Source organism: Bradyrhizobium genosp. A, assembly GCF_049949275.1.
In the GTDB taxonomy this organism is placed as follows: domain Bacteria; phylum Pseudomonadota; class Alphaproteobacteria; order Rhizobiales; family Xanthobacteraceae; genus Bradyrhizobium.
On record NZ_CP188196.1, the window covers coordinates 571,997 to 586,312 of the forward strand.

The window sequence follows — 14,316 nt, forward strand, 5'->3', positions numbered from 1 at the left end:
TGGGTTCTGCTAATTAACCAATATATTCAGCGACTTAGATCAAATTTGGAGCGATCTATTGCCGAGCCGGCGATATCCGGTTAAGGGTTTGTTTGGTGCGGCGCCGCAAATTGCGCGCAATTCGGGGGCACTCCCCCGGCCAATCCCTCAAACCCAACGACGCCATCGCGCTACTCAAACAGTGTGCGCGCGCTTGGCCGGCCTTTGGCACTGACAGGAATGAACCGAGATGAATGTAAGGCAGCTCGACATTTCCCGACGTTCGATAGCCCTCGCCGCTGCCCTCATCGGCACGGTGTCGCTGGCGATCGGCGCCCATGCTGCCCTCAACATGCGCGCGCTCGACGCTGCCAAGGCCGTCTCGACCGACCAGGTCACTGGCTCGGTGGGCCAGACCTCACGTCTCGCGCTCGTCATCGGCAATGGTCATTATCCCGACGCCAGCGCACCGCTGGCGCAGTCGATCAACGACGCGCGCGCGCTGTCCTCGTCGCTGCGCAAGAACGGTTTTGACGTCGACATGGTGGAAGACGCGAGCAAGGACGACATGGTCCGCGCCGTCAACCGCCTCAAGTCCCGCATCACGCACGACACCGTCGTCATGCTGTTCTTCGGCGGTTATGGCGTGCAGGCCGGCCGCGAGACCTACATGCTGCCGGTCGATGCCGTGATCTGGAAGGAGAGCGACGTCCGCCGCCAGGGCGTCTCCATCGAGGGCGTGCTCAACATGATGAAGGAGCAGGGCGCCAAGGCCAAGCTCGTCGTGGTCGATGCGTCCCGCCGCAATCCCTATGAGCGCCGCTTCCGCTCCTATTCGCATGGTCTCGCGCCGATCGGCACGCCCGACAACGCGCTGATCCTGACCTCGGCCTCGCCCGGCAAGGTCGTCGACGACGGCAAGGGCGAGCACAGCACGCTGGTCAGCGAGCTCCTCAACAATCTCGATGCGCAGGGCAGCGCCGAAAGCGTCTTCAACAAGACCCGCGTCGCCATCTCCCGCGCCTCCGAAGGCGACCAGGTTCCGACCGTCTCCTCCTCGCTGCTCGAGGACGTGCACTTCAACGAAGCCGGCGGCTAGTTTTTTTTCTCTTAGATCTTGCGAGGTCTCGTGCCCCGGACGCGGCGCATCATGAAATGATGCGACGCTGAGCCGGGGCCATTTTTTTGGCCTATCGTCTTGTGACGCGATCGTAGGGTGGGCAAAGGCGCAAAGCGCCGTGCCCACCATCTTTCCAAAATCGCTGACAGAATTGGTGGGCACGCTTCGCTTTGCCCACCCTACGAGACCGTCTGCTACTTCGCCGCTTCGCTCGCCATTACCGGGCGCACGGGATCGCCTTCGCGGAGCAGCGCGCCGGCGCGGGCGACGACGATATCGCCTTCACTGAGGCCGTCGCGGACCTCGATATTGCCGCCCGACATCAAACCGGTCTCGACGCGCTTGGTCTCGACGCGATTGCGGCGGATCACCTGCACCACGGTGCCGGCGGATGAATATTGCACCGACGTCAGCGGCACCGCGACGTTGCAGCTCTGCCCGGTCTTGATCAGCGCGCGCCCGCTCGCATTCAGCAGCAGCCGTTTCTGCGACGTGATGCCGATATAGACCATGCCCTGCTGGATGTTCGGCTCGACGGTCGGACCGATGCGGCGCACCTTGCCCTCGATATCGCCGGTCCCGGCAATCCGCACGGTGGCCGGCTGATTGACCGCAAGCTTTCTCACATCGTTGGTCGCGACCAGGCCGACGAGATCATATTCGCTGCGCGCCACGATCGTGAACAGCGCCTCGCCCTTGGCCGAGGCGGGCGCACCGATCTGCGCGGTCGAGGTGGCGATGACGCCGGCGACGGGAGCGGTGACCTGCAGCGTGCCGCCTTCGGGCAGCGCCAGCCGCGCCAGCACCTGGCCGGCCGTCGTGGTCTCGCCGGCTTCGGCCAGCACTTCCGTCACCTTCAGCCCCGGACGCTCGGGCCGCACCGAGGTCTCCTCGCGCGCGATGATCGAGCCGGTGGCCTCGACGATATCGGAGAAGCAGGATTTTGCCGCCTTCAGCACCGTGACCGCCGGCCCTTTGGGCGCGTCGTCATCGGCCGCGAGCACGGGCTGGGCGGAAACCAGCACCAGGCCGGCAAGGGCAACGAAGGTCTGGGGAAAGGAACGCGCAGGCAATGAACGCATCGGTCATTCCGGTTGGCCGCAAGGCTTCAATCGATAAGGCCTCAATCGATAGCAGAAGCGGCAGCAGCGGGCCATGGGCTGACCGGATGAGAAATGCCGCAGCGCAGGCGGCGCGATGCCGCCTGTTGAATTAGTCGCGGAAATGACGATGAGGTTCGCTGTCTCTTACCCTCCAGGGGAGGGTAAGAAGAAGCCCTCACTGCAGCTTCAAAAACTCCACCCAGTTCGGCTTCTTGCCGGTGGCGTAGGATTTCAGCTTGCTGAGCGCACCGCTGGTCTGGTCGATGGCGTAGACCGTCATGCCGTCGGACAGCTCGCCGACGGCGGCGAGGTAGCGGCCGGTCGGATCGATGTTGAAGCCGCGCGGCTGTTTCTCGGTCGGCACGCTGCCGATCGTGGTCAGCTTGCCGCTGGTGGCATCGACCTTGAAGGCGGTGAGCGTGTTGGTGGTGCGCTCGGAGGCGTAGAGGAAGCGGCCGTCCGGGGTGATGTGGATGTCGGCGGCCCAAGGCTTTTGACCAGAGTCCTTTCCGTTAAAGCCTTCTGGCAGCGCGGTCGTGCGCTGGATCTCGCCCCAGGCACCGCTCTTGGCTTCATAGCTGTACGCTGCGACGTCGCCGTTCAGCTCGTGGATGAGATAGACGAACTTGCCGTTGGGATGGAACACGAAGTGCCGCGGCCCGGATTTTTCCGGTGTCTTGATCGAAGGCGGATCGCTCGGTGTCAGCGTGCCGGCGGCGGCATCGAATGCAAAGCTCAGCACCTGGTCGGAGCCGAGATTGGTCGCGAACACAAAACGGTTGTCGGGCGAGGGCAGGAAGGCGTGTGCGTTCAGCCCGGTCGGGATCACCTGCTTCGGCTCGGCGACGACGCCGTTGGCTTGAAGCGGATTCAGCGCGACCTTGTTGCCGCCATAGGAGGCGCTGAACAGCACCTTGCCGCCGCGGTCGATGACGATGTTGGCCATGCTGTCGGCGAGCGGCCCGTTGCCGATATGGCTGAGGAGGCCCGTCTTGGGATCGATCGCAAAGCTCACCGCGAGGAACGGCTGCGAGCGGATGCCGGCGATCAGCACGCGACGGTCGGGCGTGATCGCGAGCGGGGTCGAGGAGCCCGGCTTTTCCACGCCGGTGAAGGCGGCGGTCTGCACCGGCGTCATCTCGCCGCTCTCGGCGATCTTGAACACGCTGATGTCGTTGGAGTCGGCATTGCCGACATAGGCGAACGTTTCGGCCATGCCGGCACGGGCTCCGGAAACGAGGGCAAGAGCGGTGAAGAGTGTGGTGGCGATCGCCGCGCGGGATGCGGGGCGTGTCGGTTTGATCATGGGCCGTCCTCCTTGAGCCGGTGTGGCTTGTCGTTTTGCGGCAGAGGATAGCGGCTGGTGTTCCGTTGCACCAAATTCCAATTGGGATTGATCGATGCCGAAATTGTATCGGTTCGGTTGTGAGCGCTACCGCGCGGCCGTAAGGTCCCGCAAAGGCCGATGCGGGGCGCCCGCATGCTCGGGCGGCCCCAGCATGGTCCACACCGCCACCGCAATCAGCGTGGCGGTCAGGATGGTCCAGCCGACAAGGCGCTTGCGCATCACGGCAGCGGCATCCCGGCCATGATGGCGAGCTCTGCATCGCTCATGCCCGGTCCTCCGGAAGCGAAATAGATCGCGACGCAGGCGACGATCGCGAAGGCGGCATAGCCCGCGATGATCCAACCGTCATAATTGCGGACGGCCGCTCGGGGTGAGACCACATGCGAAGGTGCACGTTCTGCAATGTCCATGGTCAAAATCCGTCTGTTGAAAATGATGCGCTGTGTCGCGCGACAGCGATCCTGCGCCCCATATCGCAGCTGCAATATGAACTCGTTCACAGCCGGAAATCGTTCACGCGATTGCGAACCATTGCCCGGCGCGTGCATTGACCGGGCATGCCCCGCGAAAACGACCTCGAAGGCAAACCCGACATGGGCGGCAAGCACGGCGGCCAATCCGGCCAGCCCAAGCCGACGCCGCGTCCGCGCCAAGACCCTGACGCTAAAACTGGCCGGAGGGACGAAGATGTCGTGGCAAAGCGCCACACCGGTAAAGCCGATCAAACCGATCGCAAGGTCTCGCCGACCAACACCGGAAAGCGCTAAGCTTTGCCTGCTCTTGCTCAAGCCGCAGGTCCCGACCTCGGGATTCCCAGGGAACGGCAGCCTTGTCCCGCCGTTACCCGGTCTCGCGGGCGGAGGACGCCAAAACGGAGGCTGGAAAGTGTTTTGGATTTATTGGGACACCGCCTGGTCGCTCATCATCAGCGGCATCATGTTCACCACCATCGTCACCCATCCGGACGCCGAGTTCGTCGAGATCCAGGCCGCAAGGCGGGTGAAGTGAGCCGCTGCGGGACCTGAGGTCGCCACCCCCAACAGCCGCAAATGGGCTTGGTTGGCGCGTGGCCTGCGGGCGCGGGCGCATTTGGTGAACCAAATCTTAGGGGCATGCCGGTATTTTTCTGCATCTTTTTCAGATTCAGAGATCCGGCGCTCCCCATGGCATTGTTCGGCAATCCCTCCATTCGTTCGGTTCTCGGCGCCATCATCGGCGTCCTCGGCCTGTTCCTGGTCGGGCAGCTCTCGACCGGGCTGTTCGGCGCCGTCGAGCGCAACAGCGCCGCGCAAAAGGTCGAACGCTTCGCCAGCACCGACCAGCAGCTGTTTGCGACCCTGCTCGGCTTCCGGCTCGAGCGCGGTACCTTCCTGTCGGCGCTGGTCGCGGATGCCCCGGCCAACGCCAATGCCGACGATCGCATCGCCACCAACCGGGGATTGTCGGAAGCAGCCTACAAGAACGTGCTCGAGCGCCTCGCGGGCGTGAGCGATGCCCGCCTGGCCGCCGCCGCCAGCAAGTTGATCGCGATCCACGATGCGCTCGTGCCGATGCGGTCCAAGGCGGAAACCCAGATCCATCAGGCCAAGGCGCAGCGCGATCCCAAGGTCGGCGACGAGTTCCGCAAAGCCGCTCAGGATTATCTCGACGCCATCCTGGCGCTGACCGGCGAGCTCGAGAACGCACTCAAGCTCACCGATCCCGTGGTCGATCATCTCCTCGGCGCGAAGCAATCGGCATGGAATGCGCGCAATTTCGGCGGTCTGGTCGCAATCCGGCTCGAAGCTGCGGCGGCCAGCGGCAAGCCCTGGAGCGCCGCCGACATGGTCGGCGCTGCCGAGGATACCGGCCGCTCCAAACAGGCCTGGAGCCAGGTGCTGGAAGTCGCCGGTCGTGCCGACGCGCCTGCGAGTCTCACGGACGTGATCGCGCGCTCGAAGCAGGGCGATGCCGCCGCCATGACCGAGCGTCAGCAGGGCTTCATCAAGGCGCTGAGCAACAACCAGACCATCGACATCAAGATCGAGGATCTCTCCAAGCTCAACACCGCGATCCTCAACTACAGTGTCGAGGCCGGGCAGGTCGCGCTGGCCGAAATGGTCTCCCGTGCCGGTCGGCAGATGACATCGGCGACATGGAGCCTCGCGCTCAATGGCGGGATGATGCTGGTCGCACTCGCCATCACCCTGTTCGGCTTCATCCTGGTGAGCCGCCGCGTCAGCGCGCCGATCCGCAAGCTGACGCAGGCGATGCGATCGCTGGCCGAGCGTGACTATGCGATCGAGCTTGCGGGGATCGAACGTGGCGACGAGATCGGGGAAATGTCGCGTGCGGTGTCGGTGTTCAGGGAGAACATGATCACCGGCGATCGCCTCGCCGAGGAGCAGGCGGCGGAGCAGGGCCGGAAAGAGCGGCGCCAGTCTGCCGTCGACCGCCTGATCGAGCAGTTCGAGAAGACCGTCACGGAATCGCTGCACACGCTCGCCTCGGCCTCGGGCGAGCTCAATGCCACCGCGCAATCGATGTCGTCGACCGCCGAGCAGGGCTCGTCCAAGGCGGCTTCGGTGGCGAGCCTGTCCGGCGATGCCTCCTCCAACGTGCAGACGGTTGCGGCGGCGACGGAAGAGCTGTCGGCCTCGATCAGCGAGATCAGCCGTCAGGTCGCGGAATCCTCCAGCATTGCGGGTGCCGCCGCCAGCGAAGCCGATCGCACCAATGCCGAGGTGCAGGCGCTGGCCGATGCCGCCCAGCGCATCGGCGACGTCGTTGCGCTGATTACGGGCATTGCCGAGCAGACCAACCTGCTCGCGCTCAACGCCACCATCGAGGCCGCGCGCGCCGGCGAAGCCGGCCGCGGCTTTGCGGTGGTCGCATCGGAAGTGAAGAACCTCGCCACCCAGACCGCGAAGGCGACCGAGGAGATCACCGGCCAGGTCGCCGCGATCCAGGGCGCGACCAAATCGTCGGTCACCGCGATCCAGTCGATCGGCACCACCATCCAGCGCGTCAACGAGATCGCCGCAGCCATCGCGGCCGCCGTCGAGGAGCAGGGCACCGCAACGCGCGAGATCGCGCGCAATGTGCAGCAGGCTTCCCAAGGCACCAACGAAGTCTCGCGGCACATCTCCGGCGTGTCGCAGGCCGCAGGCCAAACCGGTGCAGCCGCCGGCGAGGTGCTGGATTCCGCCAAGATGCTGGCGCGCCTGTCGGACGACCTCAAGCGCGACGTCGATCGCTTCGTCGGGGATCTCAGGGCGGCGTAGCGCAACTGCGCTCAGCTCTCGTGCCCCGGATGCTGCGCATCGCGCCGCCCTTGCAGCGTGATGCGCTGCTGATCCGGGGCCCATAGCGCCGTGCAATGCTGGGTGCCGGTTCAGCAGCGTATCGTTGCACGCTGCGCTGCGCCCGGGACACGAGAGCGTGTTCGGACTGCCGTTACAGTCAGGCCGGCTTCGCGGCGCCCGCGGCGATCTGGGTCGCGAAGCTACGGTAGGAGTGCAGCGGACGTCCCAGGATCTTGGTCAGGCGCCCGACGTCGCCGTTCTCGGGGATCATTCCGTCGCGGACAAAGCGCTCGGCCATCAGGCGCATCTCGTAGGCCATCCACTTCGGCATGAAACCCGCGAGATTCTGCTCGAAGGCTGTGGGATCGTCACCGCCATAGGCGACCGGGCGGCCCAGGACGTCCGACCAGATCGCGGCCACGTCCGGACCGGTCAGCGTGTCGGGGCCGACCAGATTGATGGTTTCGATCGGCAGCTTGTCCTTGGCTTGCCCCCGTCGGATCAACTCGATCGCCGCGACCTCGGCGATGTCGCGGGTGTCAACCATGGCGACACCCTTGTTGCCGATCGGCATCGGGTAGACGCCGTGGTTGAAGATGACGTCCTTGATCGTGAGATCATTGTCGATGAAGTAGGACGGACGCAGGATCGTGGCGCTGAAGCCCATCTGTTCGAGCATCCGCTCGGCGCCGAACTTCACCGCGAAGTGCGGTACGTTGACGAAGCGATCGGCGTTGATCACCGAGAGATAGACGACCCGATCGACGCCCGAGTCGCGCGCGATGTTCAGCGTGATGAGCGCCTGGGTGAATTCGTCGCCTGTCACCGCATTGAGCAGAAACAGCGTGTTGACGCCGCTGAACGCGGCGCGCAGCGAGTCGATATCGAGCAGGTCGCCTTTCGCGACCTTCACGCCGCTCGGGACATCGGCCTTCGCGGGGTCACGAGACAGCACGCGCACGTCGGCGCCGCGCTTGACGAGTTGCTGGACGACGTGGCTGCCGACACGGCCTGTGGCGCCGGTAACGAGGATGGTCATGGGGGTCACTCCTGTTTGAGGTTTTAAGAGGCACCCCCGCAAATTAGTGATCCAAATTCGGCCCGATAGACGGTATATCTAGACATAGCGTCTCACTGGTGGAACGAATGGACCTGCTTGCGCTTGCCGATTTCAATCTGGTCGCCCGTCACGGAGGGTTTGGACGGGCCGCGCGGGCCACCGGCCGGCCGAAAGCGACGCTGTCCCGCCGGGTCTCTGACCTGGAGAGCAGCCTGGATTTGCGCCTGTTCGAGCGCGGAGCGCGCGTCCTGAGACTCACCCAGGAAGGGCGGGCGCTGTATGAGCGGACAGGGACGTTGCTCGCCGAGCTCGACGAGACCGCAGCCGCAATCGCTTCGGGCGGCGACAGGCCGCGCGGCAGGCTGCGGATCAGCGCGCCGCTCCTCTTCTCGCAAACCGCGATGGGAAAGCTGGCCGCAAATTTCGCGCTGAAATATCCGGAGGTCCGGCTTGAGGTCACGACGGAAGATCGTGCCGTCGACATGATCGAAGAGGGTTATGACCTGGTGATCCGCGTCAATCCGGATCCGGACGAAAGTCTTGTCGGACGAATCTTTCTGCGCGATCGGCTGGTGGTCGTGGCGAGCCCGAGCCTGGGTCTGCCTGCCGGCGGTCGTGCCGTTCCAGCCGTGGTGCGCGAAACGGGTGATCCGACGTCCAGCTGGGATGTGGTCGCGCCGGGTGGAAACCTGCGGATCGCGGCCGAACCAGTGCTTCGCCTGTCGTCGCTCATCATGGTCCGCGATGCGGTCCGGGCAGGCGTCGGCGCCGCCCGGCTTCCTGTCTCGCTGGTGAGTCACGACCTGGCAGCGGGCAAGCTCGTGCACTGGGGTGATGTCGATGGACCCGAGATCGCTCTCTGGACGCTCTATCCATCCCGCCGACTGCTGAGTGCGCGCGTATCCGCCTTCCTCGACTGTCTCAAGGAGGCGTTTCCCTCCGGAACACCCGAAGAGCTTGCGGCCTTCATCGACTGAGCCAAGGATATTGATACGCCTATTGCAGAACCTTTGGCATCACGACGACGACATCGACCTGTCGCTTCAACACACGCGATGCGACGGCGGCGATATAGATCGAATAGCCATCCTCGATGTCGGACGCGATCTCCTCGTCCTTGGCGAAGGCGTAGAGCATCGTACCGTCGAGCTTGTCGAAACGGATGCCTGCAAAAAGGCGATCGAACGTCTCGGCGCCGACGGCGCCTGCCGTCAGTGCCTGGATCGCCTGGTCCTGGACGAGTGTGAGCTTCATCATGCCGATGAGATATGGAAACGCCGCGCGAATACAAGATGCAGAAGTTCGAGACGAACGTAACAGCACCTGTCTGAGCGGACCCTGAACGAGCATCCCGGCATGACCGCGCTTGCCTCGGTCGTCGCGCGCAGCGCTTTGGATGTCCGGATCCCGCCTATGCGCGCGGCTTAAGCCGCTTCCGCCTGCTTCGACAGCAATTGCTTCAGCTTTGCCGGCGGCACCGCCGGGCTGAACAGCCAGCCTTGCATCTGGCTGCATCCGAGCTGCCGCAGTACGTCGCGCTGGGCCTCGGTCTCGACGCCTTCCGCCGTCGTCGCCATGTGGCGGGCGGCGGCCATGTGCACCACGGCCTGCACGATCGGCGAGGAATCCTCAGACTGGCCGATATCGCTGATGAAGCTGCGGTCGATCTTGATCTTGTCGAAGGGGAAGCGGTGCAGATAGCTCAGCGACGAATAGCCGGTGCCGAAATCGTCGAGCGCGATGCGCACGCCGAGCTCGCGCAGCTGCTGCAGGACGGTCAGCGCCTCCTCGTCGTCGCGGATCAGCACGGTTTCGGTGATCTCGAGCTCGAGCCGTCCTGGCGCCAGGCCTGACTCGGCGAGCGCGGCGGCCACCTTCAGCGCCAGCGTCTTGGATCGGAACTGCACCGGCGAGACGTTGACCGCGATGTGGATGTCGCCGGGCCAGCTTGCCGCCTCGGTGCAGGCCTGCTTCAGCACCCATTCGCCGATCTCGCCGATCAGGCCGGTGTCCTCAGCGACCGGAATGAAGTCCGCGGGCGAGACCATGCCGCGCTCGGGATGGTGCCACCTGAGCAGCGCCTCGCAGCCGGTGACGACATTGGCGGACAGATCGACCAGCGGCTGATAGTGCACCTCGAACTCGCCACGGGCGAGTGCCTGGCGCAAATCGAGCTCGAGCTGGCGGCGCAGCCTGGCCTTGGCGTCGTATTCGCTCACGAAGATGCGGAAGGTGCCGCGGCCCTCCGATTTCGCCGCATACATTGCGAGATCGGCGCGCTTGAGCAGGTCGTCGAGATTGTCGCCGTGATCGGGCGCGATTGCGATGCCGATGCTTGCATCGGTCGCGATCTCCTGGCCCTTGCAGTCCACCGGCGTACGCAGCGATTTCAGGATCTGTTCGGCGAGCGTCGTCAGCTCGGCGTGGTCGCAGGTCCCGGCCTTGACAATGGCGAACTCGTCGCCGCCAAGCCGCGCCACGAGATCGTTGCCGCTGACGCAGGCGCGCAGGCGGCTGGCGACCTGGCGCAGCAATTCGTCGCCGACCTCGTGTCCCAGCGAATCGTTGACGCCCTTGAACTCGTCGACGTCGATATAGAGGATCGCAAACGGCTTGCCGTGGGCAAGCTCCGCCACGCGCCGTTCGAGATGGCCGCGCATCAGGACGCGGTTAGGCAGGTCGGTCAGCGCGTCGTAATGCGCCATATGCGCGATGCGCTCGTCGGCGCGGATGCGCTCGGTGACGTCGTCATGGGTGGCGAGCCAGCCGCCGGCCGCGCCGGGCTGGTTCTTGATCTCGATCAGGCGGCCGTCGGAGGTCTCGACGATGTTGCTCTGGATCCGTCCGACGCTGTTCAGGATGTCGTCGCAATAGGAATCGACGTCGCCGTCGAACGAGCCGGTGTCGGCGCGATGCTGGATCACGTCGCGGAAATAGGCGCCGGGTTTCACCACCGCGGTCGAGAGCCCGTACATGTCGATGTAGCGGCGGTTGCAGACGATGAGCCGCTCGTCCTGGTCGAACATGAGCAAGCCCTGGGTCATCGTGTTCATCGCGGTGTCGAGCCGCTGTTTCTCCAGCGAGACGCGGTGCGTCACCTGCCGGAAGATCAGGAACAGCGTGAGCACGAGCAGGCCGATCGACAGCACGGCGACAGTGACGAAGAATTTGGTCTGGGTGCGCCAGGTGGCGAGCGTCGCATCCAGCGATCTGGTGGCGACCACGACCAGCGGCTCGCCGGTCAGCATGCGCGAGGCGACGATCCGGTCCTTGCCGTCCATCGGGCTGGTGAGTTCGGTCGTGACGAAGCTGCGCTCGAACACGGCCTTCTGCTCGGGCGAGCCGGTGCGGTAGTTCTGCCCGATCATGGCGTCGACATGCGGAACGCGCGCCAGCAGCTGGCCGTTCTGGTGGTGCATCGCGATCGAGGAGTCCTCGCCGAGCCCGGTCGAGGCAAAGAAGGATTCAAGCTGCTCCGGCGTAATCGCCCGCGACACCAGGCCGAGGAATTCGCCATGCGGGCCCGATACGCGCCGCGCGAACACGATCGCCGGGCCACTGTCGAGCCGGCCGGGCACGACCTCGATTTCTTCCTGCGAGGCCGGATCGTTCTTGAGCCGGTTGAAATAGCCGCGATCGGACACCGAGATGTCGGCGACGGGCCAGCGCTTCGACGAGTTGATCAGCACGCCGTTGGAATCGAACACGTTGGCGCCGGCAACGTCGGACCAGCCGCTGGCCTTGGTGCGCAGCACCTCGTGCATGGCGAGCGTCGCCATCTCGCTGCGGAACACGTCGGCGGAATCGATGCCATGGCCTTCGAGTTCCGCGATCATGCTCTTCTGGAGCACCGCAAAATCCTCGAATTCGCGGTCGAAATGGCGGGCGAGCAGACGGACGGAGCTTTCCAGGCTGTCGCGGCCGCTCTCGATCGCATTCTGGCGGAAGCGGTCGACGGTGAGCCCGGTGCCGATGGCCATCGCGGCCATCAGCACGAAGCCGCCGACGATCAGCCACGTCAGCGGCGCACCCCGCCATTGGCGAAGCAGCGCGCGCAGTCGCGCGGTCCATCGAATTGATGCGCCCATCCCGTCCTCCCGTGGGATGCAAGATGCAGCAAAACCGACAACACCGCGTTACCAGCGAGGGTTAGGGAAATGTGAATCGGAACGGAATCAGGGAGTTGGTCCCTCTCGCGCGCGGGACCGTGGGCGCCGTAGGGTGGATTAGCGTAGCGTAATCCACCTCTTCTGCTTCCGCGGAGACCAACAATGGTGGGTTACGCCTTCGGCTAACCCACCCTACGAAACTTCTCTTACCGCTTGATCTCCCAGTTCAGCGCTTCCGCGTTGCCCTTGGCGAACATCGCCGGCACGTCGAACTTGCCGGTCTTGAGGTCATAACGGCATTTCCAGTCGGCCAGCCCCTTCACGGCGACGTTCTTCGGATGCTTGTCCATTTCGCCCGACAGCGAGATCAAGAGGTAGCGGTTGTTGGGCCAGTCGACGCCGAGCCAGCGATAGGCATCCTCGGTGCCCTTCACGAGATTGGCCGAGATGTGGCAGTCGAGCTTCATCCTCTTCGTGTCGGGCCGGTTGTGGAAGTAGGCCCAGGCGAGGTCGCTGAGCGATTTCCTGGTGGCGCTGACGAAGGCGCCGTTCTCGACATGGTAGAGAAACAGGTCCTGCTCGCCCGAGCCGGTCTTCTGCATCCGCACCAGCCATTGCGAGTCGCTGGTGAAGCGGAAGCCGGCGCCATAGCCCTGCTCCGGCTTCAGCTCCGTCATCTGGTCGCCGTGCCGCGCCCAGGCCTGCCATTTGACGTCCCAATTGCCGCCGTCCTTCATGTACTGCTCGAGCTTGGTGGCGCCGTCGGGCGAGGTGAAGGCGAGATCGGCATTGTCGGTGAGGGCGAACCCCGGCGGCGGGCCGGAGGCGGCGAGCGCGGGGGCGGCGGCGAGCGTCAGGGCAAGCGCCAGCCATGGCGCGGCGCGGCAGAATGCGGTCACGATGAAAGTCCTTAAAAGAAATTGCCGCGGTGCGGTCTCGCTCATTTGACGCCGAGGGGGGCGTGTCGGTTCATCCCATCGACTGTCTTGCCGCCGTAGCCAAAACGGCGCAATTTGCCGGGGTTGATTTTGCGACCCAGAGTTTCGATTAGGGTTTGAGGACTGATGATCACCGCATCCAAGGCCTTCATTGCATTCTGCCTGCTCGCGGTGGTCGGCACCGTGCTGGCGATCGGCCCGACCGAGCTGCGCCGCCTGCTGCCGGGCGGCACGAGCACCGAGGTCGCGCTCGCCGCCAAGCCTGGGGCCAAAGTCGAACCCAAAGTCGACCCCAAGACAGAGCCGAAGGCTGACGAACCGAAGCTCGCCGCGGTTGCGCCGTCCGCGCCGCGTGCACCGGTCGATGCGCCGAAGGCGGGCGCCTTGGCCGAGACGCAGAAGCAGGTCACGGCGCTGGCCGATATCGCGCCGGCCAAGCCGCAGCCGCCCGTTGCGGACACCGGTCCCCGTTTCGACGTCGCCCGCGTCGACGATCATGGCGAGGCCGCGGTGATCGCCGGCCAGGCCGCACCGGGTGCGAAGGTCGAGCTGCTGCGTGATGGCCAGCCGCTCGACAGCGTGGTCGCCGATGCGTCGGGCCAGTTCGTGATGACCCCGCCAAAGCTTCCCGCCGGCAGCTACGAGCTGACGCTGCGCGCCAAGGCGCCGGATGGCACCATCATGCAATCCAGCCGGACCATGCCGGTGACGATCGCCGAAGCCGCGCCGCCGCCCGCGCGCGTCGCGGCGGCAGCGAAGCCGGCTGAAAAGCCCGATGACAAATCGGACATCGTCGCATCGCTGCCGTCGCCGCGCCTGGCCGCGACGTCCGCGGCGCGGCCGAGACTGATGGGCACGCCCAAGCCCAGAGCCATGGCGCGGGTGCCGGCGGCGGGTGCGACGGTCGCATCGGCCTCGCCCGCGGAGGTCTTCAACACGACGCCTGCGGAGGCCGGCGGCAGCCGGGTGATCTCCCGCGGCGACAGCCTCTGGGCATTGAGCCGTCTCGCTTACGGCGACGGCAACCGCTACGCGGTGATCTTCAACGCCAATCGCGAAAAGATCCACAATCCCAACCTGATCTATCCCGGGCAGACCGTCGTGCTGCCGCAAAAGGCGCAGTGAGGCGGCTTGTCTTTCTCCCTCGCCCCGTTCTTACGGGGAGAGGGCCGGGGTGAGGGGCTCTCTCCGCGAATGAGATCGTCGAGAGACCTGTACCCCCTCACCCGGATTACATCTGCGATGTAATCCGACCTCTCCCCGCAAGCGGGGCGAGGTAAAGCGCGGCGCTTGCGGCGACGACACTTCACCACTCTGCGACGCTTTGACCGTGTCGCCGCGGAACATTTGGTTCCCCGGCGCGTCTTCTCCATGC

The 14,316-nt window shown here is 65.0% G+C and carries 13 protein-coding genes; 5 read left to right on the top strand and 8 right to left on the bottom strand.

The window, feature by feature from the left end; all coding sequences use genetic code 11:
* The first annotated feature begins 229 nt into the window (after positions 1-229).
* Positions 230-1,078 carry a caspase family protein gene (locus ACP2YP_RS02640; protein WP_426422094.1) on the top strand — a complete coding sequence of 283 codons (849 nt, stop codon included), beginning with the start codon at positions 230-232 and terminating at the stop codon, positions 1,076-1,078.
* Positions 1,079-1,293: 215 nt separating this feature from the next.
* Here ACP2YP_RS02640 and ACP2YP_RS02645 read toward each other — a convergent pair whose 3' ends face one another.
* The 4 genes from ACP2YP_RS02645 to ACP2YP_RS02660 form a co-directional block, all read right to left on the bottom strand.
* A complete protein-coding gene (locus ACP2YP_RS02645) occupies positions 1,294-2,181 on the bottom strand; it encodes an efflux RND transporter periplasmic adaptor subunit (protein WP_426422095.1) in 888 nt (295 codons plus the stop codon).
* Positions 2,182-2,377: 196 nt separating this feature from the next.
* Positions 2,378-3,508, bottom strand: coding sequence for a lactonase family protein (locus ACP2YP_RS02650; RefSeq protein WP_426422096.1), 1,131 nt, complete (start codon positions 3,506-3,508; stop codon positions 2,378-2,380).
* A 126-nt stretch (positions 3,509-3,634) separates the two neighbouring features.
* Positions 3,635-3,769 (bottom strand): hypothetical protein, encoded by a 135-nt coding sequence (locus tag ACP2YP_RS02655; RefSeq protein ID WP_426422097.1) that lies wholly within the window; start codon positions 3,767-3,769, stop codon positions 3,635-3,637.
* The gene (locus ACP2YP_RS02660; protein ID WP_426422098.1) at positions 3,769-4,338 is read right to left on the bottom strand and encodes a hypothetical protein; all 570 of its coding nucleotides are present in this window, start codon (positions 4,336-4,338) and stop codon (positions 3,769-3,771) included. The genes ACP2YP_RS02655 and ACP2YP_RS02660 overlap by 1 nt, the downstream gene beginning before the upstream one ends.
* Positions 4,339-4,435: 97 nt before the next feature.
* On the opposite strand from ACP2YP_RS02660, the gene ACP2YP_RS02665 reads away from it, so the two are divergent.
* Both ACP2YP_RS02665 and ACP2YP_RS02670 read left to right on the top strand, forming a co-directional pair.
* Positions 4,436-4,558 (top strand): hypothetical protein, encoded by a 123-nt coding sequence (locus tag ACP2YP_RS02665; RefSeq protein WP_256375386.1) that lies wholly within the window; start codon positions 4,436-4,438, stop codon positions 4,556-4,558.
* 155 nt (positions 4,559-4,713) lie between these two features.
* Positions 4,714-6,813 carry a methyl-accepting chemotaxis protein gene (locus ACP2YP_RS02670; protein ID WP_426422099.1) on the top strand — a complete coding sequence of 700 codons (2,100 nt, stop codon included), beginning with the start codon at positions 4,714-4,716 and terminating at the stop codon, positions 6,811-6,813.
* A 178-nt stretch (positions 6,814-6,991) separates the two neighbouring features.
* Here the strand turns inward: ACP2YP_RS02670 and ACP2YP_RS02675 are convergent, their stop codons facing one another.
* Positions 6,992-7,873 (bottom strand): SDR family oxidoreductase, encoded by an 882-nt coding sequence (locus ACP2YP_RS02675; RefSeq protein ID WP_426422100.1) that lies wholly within the window; start codon positions 7,871-7,873, stop codon positions 6,992-6,994.
* A gap of 107 nt (positions 7,874-7,980) precedes the next feature.
* On the opposite strand from ACP2YP_RS02675, the gene ACP2YP_RS02680 reads away from it, so the two are divergent.
* Positions 7,981-8,871, top strand: coding sequence for a LysR family transcriptional regulator (locus ACP2YP_RS02680; protein WP_426422101.1), 891 nt, complete (start codon positions 7,981-7,983; stop codon positions 8,869-8,871).
* A 19-nt stretch (positions 8,872-8,890) separates the two neighbouring features.
* Here the strand turns inward: ACP2YP_RS02680 and ACP2YP_RS02685 are convergent, their stop codons facing one another.
* From ACP2YP_RS02685 to ACP2YP_RS02695, 3 genes are all read right to left on the bottom strand, one after another.
* On the bottom strand, positions 8,891-9,151 hold the full coding sequence (locus ACP2YP_RS02685; protein WP_035971930.1) for a hypothetical protein: 261 nt from the start codon (positions 9,149-9,151) through the stop codon (positions 8,891-8,893).
* A 167-nt stretch (positions 9,152-9,318) separates the two neighbouring features.
* Positions 9,319-11,982 (bottom strand): bifunctional diguanylate cyclase/phosphodiesterase, encoded by a 2,664-nt coding sequence (locus ACP2YP_RS02690; protein ID WP_426422102.1) that lies wholly within the window; start codon positions 11,980-11,982, stop codon positions 9,319-9,321.
* Positions 11,983-12,209: 227 nt separating this feature from the next.
* Complete coding sequence (locus tag ACP2YP_RS02695) at positions 12,210-12,902, bottom strand: hypothetical protein (protein WP_426422103.1); 693 nt, start codon at positions 12,900-12,902, stop codon at positions 12,210-12,212.
* A 165-nt stretch (positions 12,903-13,067) separates the two neighbouring features.
* Here ACP2YP_RS02695 and ACP2YP_RS02700 point away from each other — a divergent pair, with 165 nt between their 5' ends.
* Positions 13,068-14,066, top strand: coding sequence for a LysM peptidoglycan-binding domain-containing protein (locus tag ACP2YP_RS02700; RefSeq protein WP_426422104.1), 999 nt, complete (start codon positions 13,068-13,070; stop codon positions 14,064-14,066).
* Positions 14,067-14,316 lie beyond the last annotated feature (250 nt).

Excerpts from the sequence above, each read along its gene's own strand:
- ACP2YP_RS02645 (WP_426422095.1), bottom strand. The coding sequence starts at position 2,181 with ATGCGTTCATTGCCTGCGCGTTCCTTTCCCCAGACCTTCGTTGCCCTT.
- ACP2YP_RS02640 (WP_426422094.1), top strand. The coding sequence starts at position 230 with ATGAATGTAAGGCAGCTCGACATTTCCCGACGTTCGATAGCCCTCGCC.
- ACP2YP_RS02655 (WP_426422097.1), bottom strand. The coding sequence starts at position 3,769 with ATGCGCAAGCGCCTTGTCGGCTGGACCATCCTGACCGCCACGCTGATT.
- ACP2YP_RS02690 (WP_426422102.1), bottom strand. The coding sequence starts at position 11,982 with ATGGGCGCATCAATTCGATGGACCGCGCGACTGCGCGCGCTGCTTCGC.
- ACP2YP_RS02680 (WP_426422101.1), top strand. The coding sequence starts at position 7,981 with ATGGACCTGCTTGCGCTTGCCGATTTCAATCTGGTCGCCCGTCACGGA.
- ACP2YP_RS02685 (WP_035971930.1), bottom strand. The coding sequence starts at position 9,151 with ATGATGAAGCTCACACTCGTCCAGGACCAGGCGATCCAGGCACTGACG.
- ACP2YP_RS02670 (WP_426422099.1), top strand. The coding sequence starts at position 4,714 with ATGGCATTGTTCGGCAATCCCTCCATTCGTTCGGTTCTCGGCGCCATC.
- ACP2YP_RS02675 (WP_426422100.1), bottom strand. The coding sequence starts at position 7,873 with ATGACCATCCTCGTTACCGGCGCCACAGGCCGTGTCGGCAGCCACGTC.
- ACP2YP_RS02700 (WP_426422104.1), top strand. The coding sequence starts at position 13,068 with ATGATCACCGCATCCAAGGCCTTCATTGCATTCTGCCTGCTCGCGGTG.
- ACP2YP_RS02650 (WP_426422096.1), bottom strand. The coding sequence starts at position 3,508 with ATGATCAAACCGACACGCCCCGCATCCCGCGCGGCGATCGCCACCACA.